23 protein-coding genes are annotated in these 19474 nt (G+C 44.8%); 5 read left to right on the top strand and 18 right to left on the bottom strand.

Annotated elements, in window-relative coordinates; genetic code table 11:
* Positions 1-176: 176 nt before the first annotated feature.
* The 7 genes from AR337_RS02330 to AR337_RS02300 form a co-directional block, all read right to left on the bottom strand.
* A complete protein-coding gene (locus AR337_RS02330; protein WP_059170393.1) occupies positions 177-605 on the bottom strand; it encodes a CBS domain-containing protein in 429 nt (142 codons plus the stop codon).
* An 85-nt stretch (positions 606-690) separates the two neighbouring features.
* Complete coding sequence (locus tag AR337_RS02325; RefSeq protein WP_059170392.1) at positions 691-1023, bottom strand: hypothetical protein; 333 nt, start codon at positions 1021-1023, stop codon at positions 691-693.
* A gap of 252 nt (positions 1024-1275) precedes the next feature.
* Positions 1276-1707 (bottom strand): DUF4829 domain-containing protein, encoded by a 432-nt coding sequence (locus AR337_RS22985; RefSeq protein WP_156424282.1) that lies wholly within the window; start codon positions 1705-1707, stop codon positions 1276-1278.
* Between the two features lie 223 nt (positions 1708-1930).
* Positions 1931-2299: an NUDIX hydrolase gene (locus AR337_RS02315; protein ID WP_059170391.1), complete on the bottom strand. Its 369-nt coding sequence runs from the start codon at positions 2297-2299 to the stop codon at positions 1931-1933.
* Between the two features lie 13 nt (positions 2300-2312).
* On the bottom strand, positions 2313-3242 hold the full coding sequence (locus AR337_RS02310) for an aminoglycoside phosphotransferase family protein (RefSeq protein ID WP_059170390.1): 930 nt from the start codon (positions 3240-3242) through the stop codon (positions 2313-2315).
* A 21-nt stretch (positions 3243-3263) separates the two neighbouring features.
* The gene (locus AR337_RS02305) at positions 3264-3734 is read right to left on the bottom strand and encodes a hypothetical protein (protein ID WP_059170389.1); all 471 of its coding nucleotides are present in this window, start codon (positions 3732-3734) and stop codon (positions 3264-3266) included.
* A gap of 63 nt (positions 3735-3797) precedes the next feature.
* Complete coding sequence (locus tag AR337_RS02300) at positions 3798-4124, bottom strand: GNAT family N-acetyltransferase (RefSeq protein WP_059170388.1); 327 nt, start codon at positions 4122-4124, stop codon at positions 3798-3800.
* A gap of 106 nt (positions 4125-4230) precedes the next feature.
* Here AR337_RS02300 and AR337_RS02295 point away from each other — a divergent pair, with 106 nt between their 5' ends.
* A complete protein-coding gene (locus tag AR337_RS02295; protein WP_059170387.1) occupies positions 4231-5805 on the top strand; it encodes a M2 family metallopeptidase in 1575 nt (524 codons plus the stop codon).
* Between the two features lie 573 nt (positions 5806-6378).
* Here the strand turns inward: AR337_RS02295 and AR337_RS02290 are convergent.
* The 7 genes from AR337_RS02290 to AR337_RS02260 form a co-directional block, all read right to left on the bottom strand.
* Positions 6379-7728, bottom strand: a complete 1350-nt coding sequence (locus AR337_RS02290) for an ABC transporter permease (RefSeq protein ID WP_059170386.1) — start codon at positions 7726-7728, stop codon at positions 6379-6381.
* A complete protein-coding gene (locus AR337_RS02285; RefSeq protein ID WP_059170385.1) occupies positions 7725-8414 on the bottom strand; it encodes an ABC transporter ATP-binding protein in 690 nt (229 codons plus the stop codon). Before AR337_RS02285 ends, AR337_RS02290 begins: the two co-directional genes overlap by 4 nt.
* Before the next feature lie 34 nt (positions 8415-8448).
* Positions 8449-8970: an RNA polymerase sigma factor gene (locus AR337_RS02280; protein ID WP_059170384.1), complete on the bottom strand. Its 522-nt coding sequence runs from the start codon at positions 8968-8970 to the stop codon at positions 8449-8451.
* Between the two features lie 36 nt (positions 8971-9006).
* Positions 9007-10968, bottom strand: coding sequence for a DUF6449 domain-containing protein (locus AR337_RS02275; protein WP_059170383.1), 1962 nt, complete (start codon positions 10966-10968; stop codon positions 9007-9009).
* Positions 10943-11842 (bottom strand): ABC transporter ATP-binding protein, encoded by a 900-nt coding sequence (locus tag AR337_RS02270; RefSeq protein ID WP_059170382.1) that lies wholly within the window; start codon positions 11840-11842, stop codon positions 10943-10945. The genes AR337_RS02275 and AR337_RS02270 overlap by 26 nt, the downstream gene beginning before the upstream one ends.
* 1 nt (position 11843) lies before the next feature.
* Entirely contained in the window at positions 11844-12221 is a 378-nt protein-coding gene (locus AR337_RS02265; protein ID WP_059170381.1) for a GntR family transcriptional regulator, read from the bottom strand.
* A gap of 493 nt (positions 12222-12714) precedes the next feature.
* On the bottom strand, positions 12715-14088 hold the full coding sequence (locus AR337_RS02260) for an MATE family efflux transporter (RefSeq protein ID WP_059170380.1): 1374 nt from the start codon (positions 14086-14088) through the stop codon (positions 12715-12717).
* A 229-nt stretch (positions 14089-14317) separates the two neighbouring features.
* Between AR337_RS02260 and AR337_RS02255 the strand changes: the two genes are divergently transcribed.
* Together AR337_RS02255 and AR337_RS02250 are read left to right on the top strand one after the other, a co-directional pair.
* Positions 14318-14776: a hypothetical protein gene (locus tag AR337_RS02255; protein WP_059170379.1), complete on the top strand. Its 459-nt coding sequence runs from the start codon at positions 14318-14320 to the stop codon at positions 14774-14776.
* 32 nt (positions 14777-14808) lie between these two features.
* Complete coding sequence (locus tag AR337_RS02250) at positions 14809-15177, top strand: hypothetical protein (protein ID WP_156424281.1); 369 nt, start codon at positions 14809-14811, stop codon at positions 15175-15177.
* A 31-nt stretch (positions 15178-15208) separates the two neighbouring features.
* Here AR337_RS02250 and AR337_RS02245 read toward each other — a convergent pair whose 3' ends face one another.
* Positions 15209-15463 carry a glutaredoxin family protein gene (locus AR337_RS02245; RefSeq protein WP_156424280.1) on the bottom strand — a complete coding sequence of 85 codons (255 nt, stop codon included), beginning with the start codon at positions 15461-15463 and terminating at the stop codon, positions 15209-15211.
* Between the two features lie 183 nt (positions 15464-15646).
* On the opposite strand from AR337_RS02245, the gene AR337_RS02240 reads away from it, so the two are divergent.
* Positions 15647-16108: a hypothetical protein gene (locus tag AR337_RS02240; RefSeq protein ID WP_059170377.1), complete on the top strand. Its 462-nt coding sequence runs from the start codon at positions 15647-15649 to the stop codon at positions 16106-16108.
* Positions 16109-16145: 37 nt separating this feature from the next.
* On the opposite strand, the gene AR337_RS02235 is transcribed toward AR337_RS02240, so the two are convergent.
* The 3 genes from AR337_RS02235 to AR337_RS02225 form a co-directional block, all read right to left on the bottom strand.
* Complete coding sequence (locus tag AR337_RS02235) at positions 16146-16889, bottom strand: uracil-DNA glycosylase family protein (RefSeq protein WP_059170376.1); 744 nt, start codon at positions 16887-16889, stop codon at positions 16146-16148.
* A gap of 172 nt (positions 16890-17061) precedes the next feature.
* The gene (locus tag AR337_RS02230; RefSeq protein WP_059170375.1) at positions 17062-17811 is read right to left on the bottom strand and encodes a Cof-type HAD-IIB family hydrolase; all 750 of its coding nucleotides are present in this window, start codon (positions 17809-17811) and stop codon (positions 17062-17064) included.
* Positions 17812-17918: 107 nt separating this feature from the next.
* The gene (locus tag AR337_RS02225; protein ID WP_059170374.1) at positions 17919-18653 is read right to left on the bottom strand and encodes a polysaccharide deacetylase family protein; all 735 of its coding nucleotides are present in this window, start codon (positions 18651-18653) and stop codon (positions 17919-17921) included.
* A 100-nt stretch (positions 18654-18753) separates the two neighbouring features.
* Here AR337_RS02225 and AR337_RS02220 point away from each other — a divergent pair, with 100 nt between their 5' ends.
* Positions 18754-19170, top strand: a complete 417-nt coding sequence (locus tag AR337_RS02220) for a VOC family protein (RefSeq protein ID WP_059170373.1) — start codon at positions 18754-18756, stop codon at positions 19168-19170.
* The last annotated feature ends 304 nt before the right edge of the window (positions 19171-19474 follow it).

Genomic DNA, 19474 nt, shown 5'->3' with positions numbered 1-19474 from the left:
GCTTCTTGTATGGGGCCTCTTTATTTGCGTTTTTCAACATTCTGAAAGTTTTTGCGAAGTTGGCGGACAAACTTCCTTAGTGTAAAAACATCGCGTGCCAACCACTTTTTCCCGCACTGCAATTCCTCACCGCAGCACACCAAAAAACCCGCACTCCATGAGCGCGGGCTCAACAACTAATATTTTTTCGGCTCAGATGGGTTCGAGATTTCTTCAAGCGCTTCACCGGCATCATCCGCCAGCTCATACGTTACCGCCAAATCACCTAGAGAAACGATTCCAATCAGCCTTCCCTGCTCAACAATAGGGAGCCTGCGGATCTGGACCTCAGCCATCAGCGCCGCGGCCTCCTCAGCGGACATCTCGAGCGTTCCGCGGACAGGGTCCTCCGTCATAACCTCCGAAACAGGCGTATCAAGCGGCAATCCATCCGCAAGCGCCTTTACCACCAGGTCACGGTCCGTTGCCAGGCCTGTTAGCTGATCCCCATAGCAAACAGGAATAACGCCAACATCCAGCTCCTTCATCTTCTTTGCAACCTCACTAATTGGCGTATCAGGCGAACAAGTCTCCACATCCGTTGTCATCACTTCTTTTATTTTCATTTCCATTCCCTCCTTCCGATCAATTACTCTGAAATTTCCCGAAAGGACAAGAACTGAAACTGCCAGTTTTTGAAAAATCGGCCACTCAGGCCGTGCTCTCCGTTTTTAATATGCTATAGATGTCCCTTTTTGTCATTTCCATAGCCTGTTTATACGTATAAACATTGTTTTTTTGCCAATAATCGTAGACTTTCAACAAAGCATTCCTGTCGAAAACTTTATTTGCGAATGTTTGATAAAAATACACGAGGAGGACGTTCACAATCTCGGATTGAGTCCTGCCCTTGGACAGTAAACGCCTAAGCGCCAATAAATCAAGCCCCCGCACATTTCCTCCCGTAACAATATGGAGCACATCAAAAGGGGATAAATCCCTGCAAATTTCATATAGCTCTATATCTTTCTCCTCAAGTACCATCCCTGTTCCCCCGTTCACTCATAATAGCCTTAAACCTATTATAAGCAGTCCACAACAACCTTCCCATACAACCATAGCAGTTTTTCACTACTACCTTTGTAGTAATTTTGAAGCCAAGCAGGTGAAGTGAAGCAGTGAAGCAGGGGACGTATCCATTGAAGCAGGGGACGTATCCATTGCCTCATTTTTAAATCTAACTATCGCTGAATCTGTCCACGAGTTTAACTCTTGCAGAACTAATATGCTGCGAATTCAATATCCCCAATCATCGACCCGCCATTTATCTGTTTTGCTAGCCCTTATTAATATCCAGTTCCAACCGGTATGAGTTGAATTCGGCTCAAAACTGCTATTGCTGCCAGGTGAAATCACTTTAAAATTCGACTTCAATACTATTACATTTTCAGGTTTAACCCCTTTTACTGCTCCCCCACCATTTTTAATATAGCCTTCAATCTCTGCATCGGATTCTTTCTCGGAATACCATAGATCCGTAAGTTCACATCCCTTAAAGCTCCGAAATTTCTTCTTTACAGCTTTTACAGCCTCATTTATTTCTTCATTAGAATACTTATCGGATTTTTCAATACTGACTTTAACATTATGGGTTTTGCCTATTTGGGTATAAAACAAAAATGCAAGTAAGACTAGAATCGAACCAACTATAACTCTAGCTCTTTTCATCCTAAACCCCATTTCTGGTTTTCCTTTTTATAAAAGCAAGTAAGCCAATCTAAATCACCTAGTTTGTAGGACAAGCTTTAAGGAGTGGTCTCATTAAATCATTCCCAGGAATCTCCTTTTTTCAAAATGTGTCACCCTTCAATGGATGTAACTTACGCATGTTGGAAGATCGATCGTTTTTAAGCGACCTAAAAATAATAGCATGGCAATTTCATTTCTCTTCCTACCCAACATTCAAATTCAAAAGTTCAATTATGGGCGTGGTATAGCTGTCGAATTTCTCCTTATCATCGAGGCTGATCCAGGCGGCATCAATGATATCGCTGTTTGCTTCGTGTTCTTTGTCTACATGCAGGCTCCCGCCGATTAATTCCGCTTCGAATGTATACTTTGAGTCGTTCTTTGCGAGTAGTCTAGTAATGGCGACTTCATAGCCTGTTTCCTCCTGTATTTCCCTTATGCATGCCCATTCCGGCGTTTCATTCATTTCAATCCCGCCACCGGGGAAATTCCAAACAATATCGCCCCTTTGGACATATTGTTTAACCATTAATACGTAGTTACCTTTTATTACAACTCCCTGTGAAATCAATGGTTCACCTTCTCTATTTTTTATCGATTATTGTTTCGGCAAGAAGTTCCTTGAACCAAAGTACGCACTGGTACGTTTCCTTCCAGCCCGCTTTGTCCTCAATGCCCCAGCAGGCGAATAGGGTTGCGAGTGCGATAGCCGCTTTCAGGAGCAATTCCCGGTCAATACCTAGCTCTTTTGAAATCAGCTCGACTCTTAACTTTAACAAACCCTTTGGATCGGGTTTTTCATTTATGTAGTTTACTAGAAAGGATACGAGGTCAAAATACGGGTTTCCTGCAACACCTTTTGGATCGATCGCCAGCCAGCCCCGCCCTTGTGAATAAAGGATGTTTTCATGGTGGAGATCGCCGTGAAGCAGCTGCTCATCACCCATTTCTGCAAGCTCTTTGAAAAATGCTTCCGCTGTGTCGATTGTTTCAAATGGTATCGGTTCCCCGCCAGCCGGGAACATCCCCTTGTACCTGTCTAGTCCGGCAGCCCAATCCATGATCGATGGAAATGCATGGCCAGGCGGCAGCGGCCTGCGCACTATTTTCCAGACATTGATGAATTCATTTGTCACCTGCACCTCATCTGAGACTGATGACAGATTTTGGCCAGGAACCAGCTGCTCAAGCAACATAGCTCCGTTTTCGGTATCCTCGTCAAGCAATTTTACAAAACCGTTTCCATTGTACGTCCTTACCGCCCTGGCCTCATTCGTGAATTCCCAATTGGGTACCCCAAGCTTTAGGATGACTGATTTTCCGCCTTTATCCTTCGCTTTAGCAACGTAATTATAGGAAAGGTTTGGAACCGGACCTTCTATCTCCAGGTTCCATTTTTCGGCATAGTAGCGAACTTGTTCCTCCAACCCAGCTAGCCACTTTTCTCCCGCCACTCCGAAAGCACCGGTTATTTTCTCTATAAAATCCTTTGGCAAGTCTATGATTCTACTCATGTATAGGCTCTCCTCATTAATTTAGGGCAGCTTCCATTCCGGATTTACGGATTGGATGAAGTGATCGATATCAGCGGGCTTCATTTGCCCTTTTATAGTTTCGTAGTATTTTCCATCAATAATAAGGGGGTTTTTGAAAATAATGCTCATAACCTTTTTGTTACCAATGTAAAAGTCGGCTCCGTGATTCCACCCAACAGTTTTTTCGTGATTCTTCTCTTTTTTAACCACATAGCCGTTGATTTGTCCTAAAAACTCGTCTATTTTGCCGGCATCCTCGAGGCTGAATGGCTGATTCTTCCCTCTGCCATCTCTAAAAACAATTTTTGTGATTTTTTCAAAATCCTCGCCTGCTACTTCCGAAATTGTCATCTCCTTATTGTCGGCAATTCCTGAAATGATAATAAAAAGCAAAAGGGCAATCAGGATTGCTGCAAGAAGTACTAACCATTTTCTTTGCATGAAACCGTCCTGGTACGTTCTTTTTCTCAAAAGAATTCCCCCTATTATTAAGGTAAACACGGTCACTTTGATACGCTATTCGCAATTTCTTTTCTAAACCTTGAGCACCATTAAATCCTCGCTGTAGTATTGCCCGTTTATCAGTAGAGCATTTCGGTCCACTCCATATGTGACAAATCCTAGTGATTCGTACAGCTTTTTCGCTGGGGAATTGCTAGATGTGACTGCCAATTCGCCCTCCACAAAGGCTCCGAGTGTCACAGCGGGACCGTTCTTGAACCTTTCCTCGAATAAAGAAAGCGGATATTCCAGTTCTTCCTCATAACTGGAGCCAAACGCTTCCGGATGGGCACGTAATGCTTCCAGCCTAATGTTCCTATATAATTCCGCATCTTTTTCTGTCAGTTTTTTGATCTCCATGATTACGACCCCTTTTCTAAAAATATTAATGTATGGTAGTTTCATTATAATTGTTATACAATTTTTAGTATTAAGACAATTTTATGGTAGAAATGGAGAGAGCACAATGTCTAGTGTTGAAACTTTTTTGCAGGGGTTAAATGAGGAAATGGAAACACTTTTAAAAAACGTGACAAACACAAGCTGGATGGCACAGACAACCGGGGACCCAGAATGGGCTGGCAAGCTGACAAAAGCAAGCACTGCATTCAGTTTATTTTTTGCCAACAAGGATACATATGAGAAAGCCCAGCAATTTTTAAAAGAAGATGGACTTAATGAAGTTCAGAAGCGACAACTTGAACTGTTTGTTAACAACATGAAGCGGAACCAGCTTCCTGAGGAAATCCTCGCAGACCTGTCAAAGCGGTCCTCCGAACTTAATTTGCGCTTTAATACCTATTCACCGGAAGTCGATGGCAAGGCGTATTCGGCAAATGATATTCGTGATGTGCTGATGAACAGCAGCGACCAAGAGCTACGCAAAAAGGTCTGGTTCGCCAGCAAGGAAGTGGGCCGTGAAGTCGAAAAGGATTTGCTTGAGCTTATTAAAAAGCGGAATGAGTCAGCTCGTCTGCTTGGCTACAACAATTACTACGAAATGGCGTTTGAGCTTCAGGAGCTTGACCGTGATGAAGTGATGGGCATCTTCAAGGATTTTATTGAGCAGTCGGATTCTACCTACCGCTCGATGAAAGCGGAACTCGATGGCCGGCTTGCGGAGAAATTCGGGATTGATGTATCCGAAATCCGCCAGTGGCACTACGTGGACCCGTTTTTCCAGGAAGCTCCCCCTTCCGATGCAACGAATCTCGACAGTTTTTACAAAGGTAAGGACCTAGTCGGACTAACATCGGACACTTTCAATGCGATGGGAATAGATGTTACTGACCTTTACGAAAAAAGTGATCTTTACCCGCGTGAGAAGAAAAACCCGACCGCATTTTGCACCGATATTGACCGTTCCGGCGATGTCCGCGTACTGTGTAACCTGACCGAGAATGCGTATTGGATGGAAACGAACCTTCACGAGTTCGGGCATGCCGCATATTTTAAATACATTGATTCCAGCCTGCCGTTTGCCCTTCGTTCCTACAGCCACACGCTGACAACCGAAGCCATTGCAATGCTTTTTGGAAAAATGGGCAAGGATCAGCGCTGGCTGTCGCGTTTCCTCGGTCTTGATGAGGCGACAATTTCTGAATTGGCTCCAGAACTGGAAAAATTCCAGCAGCTGCAAATGCTTATTTCCGCCCGCTGGATCATTACCTTCGTCTTTTTTGAAAAAGAACTATATGACAATCCTGATCAGGATTTGAATTCCCTTTGGTGGAAAACCGTCCAGGACATCCAGCTTGTCACTCCGCCGGATGATGTTGACAATCCGGATTGGGCGGCAAAAATCCATTTCACGCTAGCACCGGTTTATTATCATAACTATGCACTCGGCGAACTTACTGCCGCCCAGCTTCAGCGCTACATTGAGCGGACGATTTCACCTGATTTCTTTACTGAAGAAACCGGCAGGCTCTTGATTGAGGAATTCTTCAAGCCAGGCGCCGTCTATCCATGGAACGAAAAAATCGCCCGGGTAACAGGCGAGAAACTGAATCCGCAGTATTTTGTTGAGTTGTATTGCTAGAAATTTATGTGCCCCGGGCCGGGTTTCGGCTTGGGGTTTTTTGTGTTATGGCGGGGTGAGGGGGGATTTGTAGAATAGCTGTTTCCTAACAAGAGCTTGGGGACACATGGGTAAGAACCGTCTGTATCTATGAATTTTAGCAATTGATAGCAATAGGTATCTATCTGCTAGCACTCGCTATCTCAAAATGTCGCTTAACTAAAAACTCCGCCCTAACTACAAGAATTCCACGTCTTGACTTAATGACAACCAAACCGAATTTTGACCTGCGGTTGTCACATATCCGGGCTTATTCTGACAACCAAACCCGATTTGGGCCCTCGGTTGTCACATATCCGGGCTTATTCTGACAACCGAACCCGATTTGGGCCCTCGGTTGTCACATATCCGGGCTTATTCTGACAACCAAGACGGGTTTTAGCCATTGGTTGTCACTAATCATCATGGATTATCGTGACAACCGCCACGTGTTAACCCCGAACCCACCGGAGTTCATCAACAGTGTCTTTGTGCAACAAACTAAAAAAAAAGAGCACCCCAGCCCAACCCAGCCAGGATGCTCCACAAACAAACTTATACTTCCCTTCTCAGTGCGCTGAGCACATCGACCTGGGTCGCGCGCTTTGCCGGACGTAAGCCGGAAATGATTGTAACTAGATAACAAATGACGAAGCTGATAACGGGAAGCGACCAAGGGATGCTGCTGAACATTAGACCTTCCGGCGGAGTTTCACCGAATGCCTGCTCGATGATGAGCGGGAGGCTGAAGTTGACGGCAAAGCTGATCAAATAGGCGACCGTCGTTCCAATCATGGCGCCGATAATTCCGATGTAGCTGCTCTCCAAAAGGAAAATGCTCTTTATTGTTTTCGGATTCGCGCCGATTGCCTTCATGATGCCGATATCCTGTGAGCGCTCGGTGACCGCCATTGTCATCGTGTTGTAAATGCCAATCGAGGCAATCAGGACGGCTATGGTGCCGATGAAGATCAATCCGGCTTTTACAATCGTGAACATCGTATTAACATTTTTCAACTCGCTCACGACCGAGTAGACATAATACTTATCTTTTTCAAGTTTATCTGAAATTGCTTTAACCGCTTCAAGATTTTTAGCGTACACTTTCACTTCATCATAGGAATCATCCGGACGCGGCTCGACTTCCATATTTGGGTTGTTCTGGTCCTTCATCATGCCCCGCGGCGTTCCGGTGAATGCTTCAATTTGCTTCATAAGGCCTTCGGAAATAAAAACGGTCCTGTCATGCATCCATTGTTTCGAAGGCTCTTTTCTTATGCCTGCCACTATTACCTCGAACGGCTTTTTCACTTCTTTGCCATCCTCGAACTTCCGGACCGTCAGTGTCAGCGTTTTTCCGAGCAATGATTCGCCAACCTGGTGCTCTTTCTTAATTTTCCCAGTATTGTCGTACAGGTCGTCGCCTTCAAAATTCTTCGGGACAAACCCATCGAGGAAATTGTAGCCAAGGATGATTTCGTTGTCTTTTTCAGCAACCTTGCCCTCAGACAATTCAAAGCCGGCTTTCAGCTCGGAAGGCATATGGGTAACAACGGTCTGGGCGAACGCTTCATGGCTGCCGTATTCAAAGTACCCTTCCTGCTGAAGGCTTTTCCGCCTTGTCACTGCCTTAACATTATTGATTTTCTCAAATTTGGCTATGTCTTTATCAGTAACTTGGTGGTGTCCATCTGTACTTTCCGACTTCCCGTGAACTTGAATCTCCGTTACAATCTGCCGCTCGGTGATTTCTTTTACGACCGATGAATGCAGGCCAAACCCTACTGAGGCGAGGACAATAAGGAATGCGCTCCCCATCGCCGCTGCCAATATCGTCATAAAAACGCGGGTCTTGCTTTTTTTCATATTTTGCCGGACGAACCGGAACTGATCCTTCAGCTTCATGCGTGTACCCCCTCAAAAACCCTGCCATCCCTCAGTTCAACCGTGCGGTGCCCAATCCTCGCTACCTGTTCATCGTGAGTGATGATCAGGAATGTGATGCCGAGCTCCCGGTTCAGCTGGACGATGAAATCGAGGAGTTCCTTTTCCGTTTCGCTATCCAGGCTTCCTGTCGGTTCGTCTGCAAGGATGATTGGCGGATTGATGATTAGCGCCCTTGAAATACTGACCCGCTGCTGCTGGCCGCCGGAAAGTTCTCCCGGATAGTGATCCCTGTATTCAAGCAAGCCGACTTTCGCCAGCATCTCTTCCGTTTTCTGTTTCCGCCTGGACTCGCTCATTCCCTGTAAAACAAGCGGCAATTCAACGTTTTCATACGCCGTCATACTCGGGATCAGCTGAAAGCTTTGAAAGATAAAGCCTAGGTGCCTGATCCGGAAATCAGCGAACTTCGCCTCATTTAAGCTCGAAACATTCGTTCCGTTAATGATGATTTCGCCTTTCTTCGGGCGGATAAACCCGCTCACAAGGTTGAGAAGTGTCGATTTCCCCGAACCGCTCCGACCGACGATCGTAACAATTTCCCCTTTTTCAACCGTAAGCGAAACATCCTTAAGGACTGGAATCACCGTCTTGTTACCCTTTTTCCCAATTTCAAAGTCGTGGGACAAATTCTGTATCGTAATCATAATGAATCTCCTAATCTGAAAAATTTTACAAGAATCATGCGGACTGCTTCTCAAGGACTGTCTTTCTCAAATGGAGCCGCGCCCGGTAGAGCCGCGTCCTGACCGTACCCGATTTAAGATTCAGCTTGGACGCGATTTCATCCTCTTTCAAACCGTAATCAATCCGGAGCACAAGCACATTCTGGTACTCCAACCCCATCCGGAAAACGGCACAGCGCACCTCTTCCTTAAGCGCCATCATTTCAATCTTCTTCTCGGTCGATTCAGCGGATCCCTGCTCCGAAATCCGTTGTTCCATAATCGTTTGGTCGGCAGGCATCCAGCGCTTCCGTTTTTCTCCCCTTACAAAATCAAGAGCAGTCCTTCTTGTCACAGAACCAAGCCAGGCGGCGATTTTACCCGTGTCCTGAATCGTACCAAGTTTTTTGTATGCTTTTAAAAAACTCTCCTGGACAACATCCTCGGCGAGGTGGATGTCCCTGATAATTCCATATGCGATTTGACGGAGCTTGCCCGCGTAGGTTGTATATAAATAGTCAAAGTCCAGCTCGTTCATCCGGTTGCCCACCTTTCGTTTGTAAAAAAGTACATATTAAAAATGGCTTTTAATAAAATCCGGAACATTCTTTTCGTCAAATGACCTCAATTCCTTCATTCCGTACGGTTTATAAACTACGACCGTGACATAGGCATCGCTTTCGTTCCAGCCATTCCTTGACTGGTCCAATGCCTGCTGAATGTCTTTTTTGTCTTTTATGATTAATGTACTTGGATCTTGCTTCATCGGACCTTCAAACAATTCTTCGATTCCGTATTGGTGCATTAAATCCGGGGCATTTTTCATAACTGCGATGTAGTCCACATCATTTGCAGAGACGGTTGCTTCCTCCAAAAGTTCATTTTCATTCAGCCAAGCGGCGAACTCATTGTATGATTTTTTTAAGTCGAGCTGAACCACTCCCTGGTAGGATTCGATTTCGATGACCGCTTTTGTGCCGATTGGGTATTTCCATTCTTCATACGACTCATTTTCGACTTCTCTTTTTAAAATGGCGAGAGCCTTTTTAACCTCTTGGCTGTCGGAAATCAGAACTTTTTTGTTTAATCCAACGCCATCGTTTATCCGAATTTTCCGTACCGAGGACTCTTTTAATTTAAAAATCGGATTGATGGAATGCTTGTATTCCTTTGTTAACTGGAGAGGCCTGAGCCATGATTTGTATTCATCGGCGTTGATGTTGTATTCACGGACAACCTTTTTGCCGTTTTCCAGTTCATACGTAAAGAAAAACTGCTGGGTAATCCGCGGATCCTGCCAGTTTGATTTTTCCCGTTGGATAATGGCGGCATGAAGCTTCCGGACCATTTCGATTGCCTTTTCGCCTTTCAGCGGAACCGGGCGATACAACAAATCGGCTTCTTCATACCTGTGGAGAAATTCGGTAACCATTACGCTTTTGATTTCGTTTTGGGCGGGAATATGCTTTTCGTACGGGCCAAAAGCCTGGAGACCCAAAATCAACAGGACGATTACTCCGGCGTATACCGCAAACCCGCGAAGATTCCCGAAAACCCGCCATGTTTTTTGCAAAACCATTTCGGCAACAAAGTATCCGATGAATGCCCCAAACGCATAACCAAACACCATCCATCCCATAGTGTGCTGGCCGTTCCCGAAATACATTCCGCCTAGCATCATCGTGCAGACGGTAACGCCAAATTTAAAAACTACTTTTAGTGAGTCAAAAGCAATCGCATCAGAGGCTGCTTCTGTTTTCCTTTTTTGATAGATAAATAGGCCAAGTACATACAAAACGGCCGATATTGCCAAATAAATCAGCGCTTGTTTCCAGCCAATATGCCCATTTGCCGATTCCATGATCGTCAGGTGCGTGATTGGCGATAAATATTCAATGTTGTTGATCCTGTAATAACTGCTCGGGAACCCGTAGAGCAACATCCCGAGGTTGTAAATGACCAATAGGGAGATACCCGCAGGAAACAGCAAGAAGATATATGTTAGTACTGCCTGGACCGCGGAAATGCCGGTTACCATGGCGACGAAAACCCCAGCGAGGTAAATGACAATATTAAAAACAATCGTCAGCCCAGCCCAAACGGCGATATCTTCAACAGACATATAGAGATTCCAGCCATATGCCGTTTGCATGGCAAGAATGATTGCCGAAATAAGCAGGATTGGTAGTACAAGGAAAACAAATCCCGCCACCGTATAAAAATGGTAAATATGCGTTCTTTTTACCGGAAGGCTGTGCATCAGGTCCGACCATTGCTTGACGTGAAGGAATCGGTACAGGAAAACCGACAACAGCACTGGCGCTGCAATCACAAGGACGAATTGTATACCAAAATCATATTGGAATAAAGTTTCGCTTGGGGTCCATACATGCAGTTCCCTATCCGAATACAACATCAACATCCTGATTGGCAGGATAAAAAGGAGGACGAGGAAATACACGATCGAAATCCAGCCGACACTCCGTGCAATCTGGAGGATCAAATCCTTATTAAACAATGACATTCTTGATGGCATATCCAATATCCCCCATTTCATAGATGAAAATTTCCTCAAGGGTAAGCGGAAGCCAATCGAAAATGACCGGGCTGGTCTTTTTGATTAAATCTACTATTTCGTCCTCGCTGCCCCTCACAATCAGGACTTGTACACTACCCCTTCGCTCGGAGTGGAGTACGTTCAATTGTTCAGTCAGGCCCTCTGGAATTCCATCCTTGTAAGCCAGTTGTACTTTGTGGATGTCTGACTTCAAATCATCAATATCTTTTTGGAGAAGAAGTTTCCCTTTATGTAAAATCCCGATATGGTCACAAAAATCCTCGATCTCACGCAAGTTATGGGATGATACCAAAATCGTCATTTCCCTTTCGGCCACATCCTGGACTAGCAGGTTCTTTACCTTCCTACGAACGACTGGGTCGAGGCCATCCATCGGTTCATCGAGAATCAGGAAATCCGGCATTGCGGACAGCCCAAGCCAAAACGCAACCTGCCGCTGAACCCCTTTTGAAAACGTATGGATTTTCTTGTTCATATCAATCTCGAAAACTTCCTTCAACTTTTCAAAACGCTGTCCGTTCCAGCGGGAATACATGCTTCGATAAAACTGCGCCATTTGCTTTGTTGTATACTGCGGCAAAAAATACGGCTGGTCAGGGATGAAAAAGATCCTATCCTTTAACGCTGTGTTCCCATAAACCTGCTCCCCGTCCATTGTGACCTCACCGCTGTCCTGACGATAAATGCCTGCCAGCATCTTAATCAGTGTTGTCTTCCCCGCACCGTTTGAACCAATCAAACCATATATGGATCCTTGCCCGATGTTCATGTCGACACGTTGAACGGCAGGCTGGCTGTTAAATGCTTTTACCACGCTTTTCATTTGAATCATTTCAGTCTGCCCCCTTCTTGGCATCTGTCTCTACGATCATGGCCTGCAGCTCCTCCACCGTCACGCCAAGAAACAATGCTTCTAAAATAAGCTTCTCTAGTTCCTGCTTCACCTGCGAAATCTTCTCCTTCTCCATCCCTTTTGCAATTGGGTTTACAAAGCTGCCCTTGCCCTTCAGCGAGTAAATGAACCCCTGAATTTCCAACTCACGGTATGCCTTCTGAATTGTATTCGGATTGATTGTCAATTCCTGCGCAAGCGTCCGCACCGACGGAAGCTGCTCATCAGGCTTTAAAACTTCATTGACAATCAACTCCTTCAGCTTCTCAACAAGCTGCTCATAAATCGGCTTCCGGCTCCTAAGGTCAAGATCGAACATGGTGACCCCCTATCTGTACTACGTGTACTAGGTGTACTACTACTCTTAATACAGTTGATTATAAGCCAAGGTTTGGAAAAGGGAAAGCATTTTGTGGAAAATATTTTTAGAGGGGTTTAAGTGTGGCTGGCTAAACTTAGTTTTTCATCTCTAAATGTGGTTCAGCGCTGATAAAAGGCTTTTCGTAAAATTGGTTATGGTGCGGCTGATTCAAGGTGGAGAATCATTGCATTCCGACTGTTCAATTTCCATAATTCTATAGATAAACTAAAATGTCTTGAAAAATGACTAGAATACTCTCAATAATCGCTAGAATATCTCCAATAATGACTAGAATATAAGGTGGTCCCTGCCCTTTTTACAGGGAAGATGCTCATTTTCATACTGAACTTCCTCATTTTAATGCCCAAACCGTGGTTTAAGGACAGAAACGGTTTTTTTTTTTCAAAAAAGCGGCCCTTAAACAGAAAAAAGCCTTCAACCCGTTTCCGGATTAAAGGCTTTTTGCCAAAGCGTCTTCGCTTGGAAATTTGTTTTTCTGAATGTAGAGGAGCCTTGAAGACAGCGCGATTCCGGCTGCCAAAAGGCCGATTGTCAGTCCGATCCAGTATCCCGGAGCGCCAAGCCCGGTGTTATGCGCCAAAATATAACCGATTGGCAAACAGACAAGCCAGTATGCAATCAGCGTCATGACGAAGGCGAGGTTCACGTCCTTGTAGCCGCGGAGTGCCGCAAGCGCTGTTACCTGGATGGCATCGGCAATCTGGAAGAACAGAGCGTAAATCAGGAACGATCCGGTCAGTGCTATTACAGCCGCATCATTCGAATAGAGGCCGGCAACCTGATCGCGGAACAGCACGACGAGAATTCCCGTGCCTGTGGCGGTGATGATGGCGAGGATAATGCCAAGCCAACTGTAAGCCCGGGCATCCCGGTACCTCCGTGCGCCGACTTCGAACCCGACGAGAACAGTTTGCGCCATTGAGATTGAAATCGGGATCATGTACAGGAACGAAACAATATTCAAAGCCGATTGATATGCCGCAATCGTTGTGACATTGAATTTTGAAATGAGGATCGTAACGACGGCAAACATGCTCGTTTCAAAAAAGAGTGACAACCCCATCGGGACGCCGATTTTCAGGATTTCCGAAAAACGCTCACTCGAAAATTCCTTGAAGTTGGCGAAAGACACGTAGGCCGAAAAAGGTTCCTTTGTTTTCACAATGTAGGCGGTTATTCCCGTAATCACCCAAAACGTAGCGGATGTTGCAATCCCCGCACCCGCCCCGCCTAGCTCGGGAAATCCAAGGTTTCCGAAAATAAGCACAAAGTTCAGGAAAAAATTGACCGGCAGCGCTAGCAAGAGGATAACCATGACGATTCTCGTTTTGCCAAGCGCGTAAATGAATGAACGCAGTACGTTGAAGATAAACAATGGAATGATTCCTAACCCGAGATTAACCAGGTAGCTGTGCGCAGTTTCATGGACACGCGAATTCAAATCCATCGCGTTTAATAATGGATTCAGAATTATCGCCCCTGCGATGATGACAATCAACGCAACCGCAATCGCAAGGTAAATTCCGTGTGAAAGGATTGAGGAAACCTCGTGGTCTTTCTTTTCTCCAAATTTCTGTGCTGCAATAGGCGAAACCGCGAGCAGGATTCCGCTCAAGCCGACAAAAACCGGATTCCAGATCGCCGAACCGATGGCCACTCCGGCTAGGTCGGCAGGATTGTATTTTCCAGACATAATCGTGCTGAAAAATACCATTGAAAACATCCCAAGTTGGGTAATCAGGATTGGAATCAGCATGGTGAAAATTTGTTTGATTTTTTCTTTTGTTGTAAAAGTCTGATACATCTCAATACTCCTAAAAATTACAATATCGCAGGTTAACCAATTAACCCATACGTAAGAGTATAGCAGACTTGGCGGAATAGGAAACATTTTGCTTTCGCCCAGTTGGATTTTTATAAAAAGAGGAGTACTTCAACAAACACTATTTCCGCGAACTAGAAGGAATAATAATCAACTTGACGAAATACTACTGTAAGAATGTGGTTGTTCACTACCGCGTTAGGAGGAAACTATGGTGACCTTGCATAGGTATTTCATTGGCAGTTCGTTAAGTTTTATCGCCTTTCTGCTTTCCGTTACCGTTATGAATTTCGTATTGAGTATCCTTTTTATAACCAGTGATTATCAAGAGCTTTCCTTAATCGTTTTGTCCGTTTATTCCATCCCGTTTATCTACAGTACTACGCTTGCCACGGTGCTTTCCTATGTACTCATAAAAAAATTTAAATCCCGCTGGAATTATGTCGTTCATTGCTTATTGGCTGGAATCCTTTTCTCAATAGTTTTTGGTATTGGCCTTTTTGAAAAGAGCTTTACCGGATTGCTGACTTTCCCGGGCACGTACGGAGTGATCATCGGAGCGGTCGTTTTTTCAGTAGGAAAATACATCACTTTTAAAAAAGCTGCGGTTTATGGCTACTTTATTCCTCTTTTTGTCGTGGCGTTGTCCATCGTCTATGTGAATTTTTAGAAGGTGAAAATGCAATGTGGGAGGTTGATTCCATGGTTTGGACCATCGCGATGCGGAAAGTTAAAGCTGGCTTGCTGGCGATTCCTTTATCCACGCTTGCTGTTTTCATTTATTTTTATAAACAAATAGATATAGGACCAATATGGATGATCCTGCTTGTCTTCGCTATTGCCATTATGACGTATGGATTGGCAGCCGCCTTCTTCGCAGAATATGTTTCTAGTAAAATATCATCTGGAAAGCTGGCTTTCCTGACAAGGTTCATCCTACACGTCCTCTTTGGGCTCGTCCTAATTGGCGGCGAATTCATGGTTTTCTACAGCCTCGGTGCCTCGCTGATTTTCTTTTTTGTGGATGAAATTCTACGGGCAAAGGGCGAGACCTTGAGGAAGCTTGATTAAGGAAAAATATAAATAAAGGCCGCACCCTTAATCAGGGCAGCGGCCTGTTTCTTTTTGCTAGATCAATCATTTCTTTCAATTCATTCCTGAAGCCCTTTACGGCTTTTTCTCCGTAAACAGTTACTGGCACGCCCAGGAAGCCATACTGTTCGACTTCTTTTTTAAAAAGAGGATCCTCGGAAATATTTCTCGTTTCAAACGGGATTCCCTCCTCCGCGAGAACCCTTTTCACCATTGTGCACTCAATACAGTCATTCATTGTATAAACGATAACTTTGTCAACCAAATGGAAAAACCTCTTTTCGTTTGTCAAGTAATTTATTTTGAAAATTCACAAATTTCACTCTTTTAGTAAGCGTTTTCACTGTTGTATAATTACAAAAATAATATTTTTATAAAACATTGTTTAAATGGTGCATATACATTTAACAATGATAACAGAGAAAAACAGCAAACGGGGGAAAACAGCATGATTTGTTTTTGCGAGGTGCTAGATAAGGATAAATACGGGCTTAGCGGGAAGGTTGTCATTTTGGAAGGGCAGGATACAATCCTGCAGGCGTATGGGCTGAAAAGCGGACGTATTTTGGAACTGGCCGGAATTGATACGAGGCTTTTGACAATGTTTTATAAATCGATGATGCCTGGGATTGACTGGTTCATTGTCGTTTACGATTACAAACAATTTTGCGCTGACCCAGAGGTCAAGGAAGCGATCATCTGGCATGAGCTCGGCCATATTGACCATCCAGTTGAGAGGGATCAGCTGAGTGTTGAATCCGAAATTCGCTGCGACGAGCTGGCGATTATGCGCGGCTATAAGGAAGGCATGAGGCGCGTCCTTGATATGACGCAAAAAATGGCCAGGACACTCAATAACAAGCTGCTCGACGAGATGACGAGCCAACGTTTGATGAGGATTTCTGGTTAATGATACGAACTGAACGGAAAATGCGGCGGGACAGTGATTACTTGAAAAAGTGGCCAATCTCCTGCCGCATTTTTTCTTTGTTTGCCGCGAATTGTTTGTGGCGATGTCCGTTGCTGCCTGACGGATGCGGGAAGCCTGTCACCATATGCCGTGTATCCATTCGGCCGCTTTTGCCAAGCTCCATGAACACACGCGCGACATTCACTCCGAGCGGAATAATGAGCGGAGTTTCCAATATCGAATGGTCATTCGCGAAATAGGTTTCGATGTGGGAACGGAGCAAGTCCGTTTTCCACGGGTCCGGCCTTGAGCCGTTGTAATTTTTGCCATCAAAAAAAACCGCATGTGGCAAGATGGAAGCTGTTTGAACAAGGTGGTTTTCTTTTCCGAAAAGTTCCATCGACGATTGTATGCCAAGATGTTCAGCCAGTCCAAGCTCGTCCAGCATCGCAACGAGATTTCTCCTCATTGATCCTTCAAAGCTTGATCGCTTTTTCACCTCATGAAGAATCTCCTCATCCGAAACCTGTCGGCTGTAAAAACTATGGACGGTTTGGTATGCAACCCGCATCTGATGCATGCCCGGTGTGATGCCGGCGATCAGGATTTTTGCATTTGTATTTATGTAGTCAAATGGCGTGTAATAGATTTCAAGCTTCCTCTTCTCGTCTTTTTCCAAAAGGAATTGCCTGTTCCTCAAATCTTCGTCCCGTAAAGGGGATGGCAATGAAAAAATCTTTTTCTTATAGGCTTTGAACATCGAAGTGCCAACGATTCCCATAGCAATCCCCTTTCATCCTATATTGCGTTTATTATATCAGAAGTTTTGCGTCCCCCAAAATTATCTCCTCCTCTTTGAAAATAATTCAGGCAGATTAAAACCCCATAGGGAGTGTTCAATTGTCTCCCGAATGAAAAAAGTAACCCCCCGCAATTGCGAGGGGTAAATCAGTTTATTCGCTTAATACCCACTTTCGGATTGCCTTGCCAACGCCTGACTCATTGTTGGTGGAAGTTACCCAATCCGCTTCGTCCTTAACAAGCTGCTGGGCATTTCCCATGGCGACTCCAAGACCCGCTTCTTTTATCATCAACATGTCATTCATGCTGTCACCGACAGCCATGACATTTTCCATTTTGATTTCCAGAAACTCGCACACTTTTTTCAGTGCTTCCGCTTTGTTGATGCCGATTGCGTTAACTTCAAGGTTTGTCGGGCTTGAATTGCTGATTTCAAGCTCGCCTTTATCGCGGAGGAGTTTTAGAACCGTCTCCCTTACTGCATCCTCAGGGACATCGAAGCCAAATTTTAACCACTCGTGGTCGCCGAGGTTTTCAGGCATCTCGTTTCGGAAAACTCGTTCCGTGCTGATCGCCCAAAAGTTTGTTTTATGCTTTTTTGAAATATCATACATCCATTCCATCAATGGCAGGCTGACCGGGTTCCGTTCTACAAGCTCCCCTTCCGGCCCCCAAATTTCTGCTCCATTAATTGTCACCAGGTAGGAAGATAACGCGAGCGAAACCGCATAGTCCCTGCACGTTGCCAGATTTCGGCCGGTGCTGAGTACAACCTTTACTCCTTTCGCTTCCGCATCCGTGATTGCCCTGCGGTTTTCATCGGAAACCTGATGGCTGTCATCTAAAAGTGTGCCATCCATGTCCAGTGCAATCAATTTGATGTCCAATTGTTCCTTATCCATTCAATCACACTCCAAGCTCTCTCTGTTCTAATGTCCATCTTATCACGTTGCGAAAGTGGATGAAATTGTTATGCCTTGAACTGAAGGCTGGCTCCGCTGAAGAATCCTTATTCCCCAGCGGCAATACGCGTAAATTCCTCCAATGTGGTTGAATATTTTACATACGTGCGCGGCAGCTCGTAGTTCTCATTTGGCCCATTAGTTTTTACAAAAGGGCCTGGCGTTGTCGTCAATCCAAATTGATAGTACTTTTTTGTTTCATCAATCACTTTCCGGTTCGCATTCCCGTAAGGATACGAAATCGCAATGACTGGCTTTTTGGTAATTTGTTCGATTTTCCGCTTGGATTCTCCAAGTTCGTAATTGTAATTTGTGATTTTCGTTAAGTCCGGATGGTTTGCTGTATGGGACTGGATTGAGAACATCCCCGACGCAGCAAGTTGCTGTATATCTTCTTTAGACAAACGGTTTTTGTTCCCGATAAAGTCGGAAATGATGAACAATGTCGCGGCCGGCCGGAATGTTTCACCCCTTATTTTTGTAAAAATGGCCCCCACGTTCAGGTTGTTCTTATAACCGTCATCGAATGTTAGGAAAATTGGTTTCTCGAATCGCTGTGCTTCACCCAAGCGTTCAAACGTCAACAACGTGAAGCCATTCGCTTTTAAGTACTCCATTTGCTTTTGAAAATTCTCCGGCGTCACATACAGCTCTTTTTGCCCTGTGCCTTTGAATTCAGCTATGGAGTGGTAAACAAGGATGGGGATTTTCTTTTGCGCCAGAGTGTATGTTGGAAAAAGGAACAACAGCCATGCTGCCATAAAGAGGATTAGCTTTTTCATTTGGATCCCTGCCTTCTTGAATTAATATTAGTTTTGTGCAGGAGTTCCAATCTTATTATGGAAACTATATAAAGAACTATTTTAAGAGGAGTGAACGTTTATGAAACAGGTTATAACGCCCTATTTGAGCTTTAATGGAAATGCAAAGCCGGCTTTGGAAAGGTACAAGGAAATTTTCGGTGGAGAACTTGAGGGCATGCAAACTTACGGGGAAGCCGATTTCCCAACCCCTCCCGGAGCGGATAACCTTATCATCCATGGCCGCCTGCGTGTTGGCGAGTTGGTCATCATGGCATCCGACTCATCGCCGGGCCGCGATGTAACTGCGGGCGACAATGTTTCGCTTGTCCTAGAATTCGAAAGCGAAGAGGAAATCAATCGCGTTTACGAAGCGCTTTCTAGAAATGGCTCCGTTTTTATGGAACTCCAGGATACGTTCTGGGGAGCGAAATACGCAAAAGTCCGCGATGATTTCGGCGTGATCTGGGATTTAAATTTTGAAAAGGGACAGCAGTAAAGTTATAAGGAAAGAGGAAGCCTTGGTACTTAGGCTTCCTCTCTTTTTAATTGGCTATTGATTTTGCACATCCGGAGTTTGAGTGACAACCAAACCGGATTTTACCTTTAGAATGTCACTCAAATGGGGGTTGAGAGACAACCGAACCGGATTTCCCCCTTAGAATGTCACTCAAATGATTTTGAGTGACAACCAAACCCGATTTTGACCTGCGGTTGTCACATATCCGGGCTTTATCTGACAACCAAACCCGATTTTGACCTGCGGTTGTCACATATCCAGGCTTTATCTGACAACCAAACCT

The organism is Bacillus sp. FJAT-27445, assembly GCF_001510665.1.
In the GTDB taxonomy this organism is placed as follows: Bacteria; Bacillota; Bacilli; order Bacillales; family Cytobacillaceae; genus Bacillus_D.
Note: the sequence above shows the minus strand (reverse complement) of the source record. Positions and strands in the feature narration are given on the sequence as shown.

What these genes read in the sequence shown, in the direction of transcription:
- AR337_RS02270 (WP_059170382.1), bottom strand. Translation starts at nt 11,842, where the DNA reads ATGATTCAAATGAAAAGCGTGGTAAAAGCATTTAACAGCCAGCCTGCC.
- AR337_RS02285 (WP_059170385.1), bottom strand. Translation starts at nt 8,414, where the DNA reads ATGATTACGATACAGAATTTGTCCCACGACTTTGAAATTGGGAAAAAG.
- AR337_RS02235 (WP_059170376.1), bottom strand. Translation starts at nt 16,889, where the DNA reads ATGGGAATCGTTGGCACTTCGATGTTCAAAGCCTATAAGAAAAAGATT.
- AR337_RS02325 (WP_059170392.1), bottom strand. Translation starts at nt 1,023, where the DNA reads ATGGTACTTGAGGAGAAAGATATAGAGCTATATGAAATTTGCAGGGAT.
- AR337_RS02275 (WP_059170383.1), bottom strand. Translation starts at nt 10,968, where the DNA reads ATGCCATCAAGAATGTCATTGTTTAATAAGGATTTGATCCTCCAGATT.
- AR337_RS02330 (WP_059170393.1), bottom strand. Translation starts at nt 605, where the DNA reads ATGAAAATAAAAGAAGTGATGACAACGGATGTGGAGACTTGTTCGCCT.
- AR337_RS02280 (WP_059170384.1), bottom strand. Translation starts at nt 8,970, where the DNA reads ATGAACGAGCTGGACTTTGACTATTTATATACAACCTACGCGGGCAAG.
- AR337_RS02265 (WP_059170381.1), bottom strand. Translation starts at nt 12,221, where the DNA reads ATGTTCGATCTTGACCTTAGGAGCCGGAAGCCGATTTATGAGCAGCTT.
- AR337_RS22985 (WP_156424282.1), bottom strand. Translation starts at nt 1,707, where the DNA reads ATGAAAAGAGCTAGAGTTATAGTTGGTTCGATTCTAGTCTTACTTGCA.
- AR337_RS02240 (WP_059170377.1), top strand. Translation starts at nt 15,647, where the DNA reads ATGATTTGTTTTTGCGAGGTGCTAGATAAGGATAAATACGGGCTTAGC.
- AR337_RS02295 (WP_059170387.1), top strand. Translation starts at nt 4,231, where the DNA reads ATGTCTAGTGTTGAAACTTTTTTGCAGGGGTTAAATGAGGAAATGGAA.
- AR337_RS02310 (WP_059170390.1), bottom strand. Translation starts at nt 3,242, where the DNA reads ATGAGTAGAATCATAGACTTGCCAAAGGATTTTATAGAGAAAATAACC.
- AR337_RS02220 (WP_059170373.1), top strand. Translation starts at nt 18,754, where the DNA reads ATGAAACAGGTTATAACGCCCTATTTGAGCTTTAATGGAAATGCAAAG.
- AR337_RS02255 (WP_059170379.1), top strand. Translation starts at nt 14,318, where the DNA reads ATGGTGACCTTGCATAGGTATTTCATTGGCAGTTCGTTAAGTTTTATC.
- AR337_RS02250 (WP_156424281.1), top strand. Translation starts at nt 14,809, where the DNA reads ATGGTTTGGACCATCGCGATGCGGAAAGTTAAAGCTGGCTTGCTGGCG.
- AR337_RS02260 (WP_059170380.1), bottom strand. Translation starts at nt 14,088, where the DNA reads ATGTATCAGACTTTTACAACAAAAGAAAAAATCAAACAAATTTTCACC.
- AR337_RS02230 (WP_059170375.1), bottom strand. Translation starts at nt 17,811, where the DNA reads ATGGATAAGGAACAATTGGACATCAAATTGATTGCACTGGACATGGAT.
- AR337_RS02290 (WP_059170386.1), bottom strand. Translation starts at nt 7,728, where the DNA reads ATGAAGCTGAAGGATCAGTTCCGGTTCGTCCGGCAAAATATGAAAAAA.
- AR337_RS02225 (WP_059170374.1), bottom strand. Translation starts at nt 18,653, where the DNA reads ATGAAAAAGCTAATCCTCTTTATGGCAGCATGGCTGTTGTTCCTTTTT.
- AR337_RS02300 (WP_059170388.1), bottom strand. Translation starts at nt 4,124, where the DNA reads ATGGAGATCAAAAAACTGACAGAAAAAGATGCGGAATTATATAGGAAC.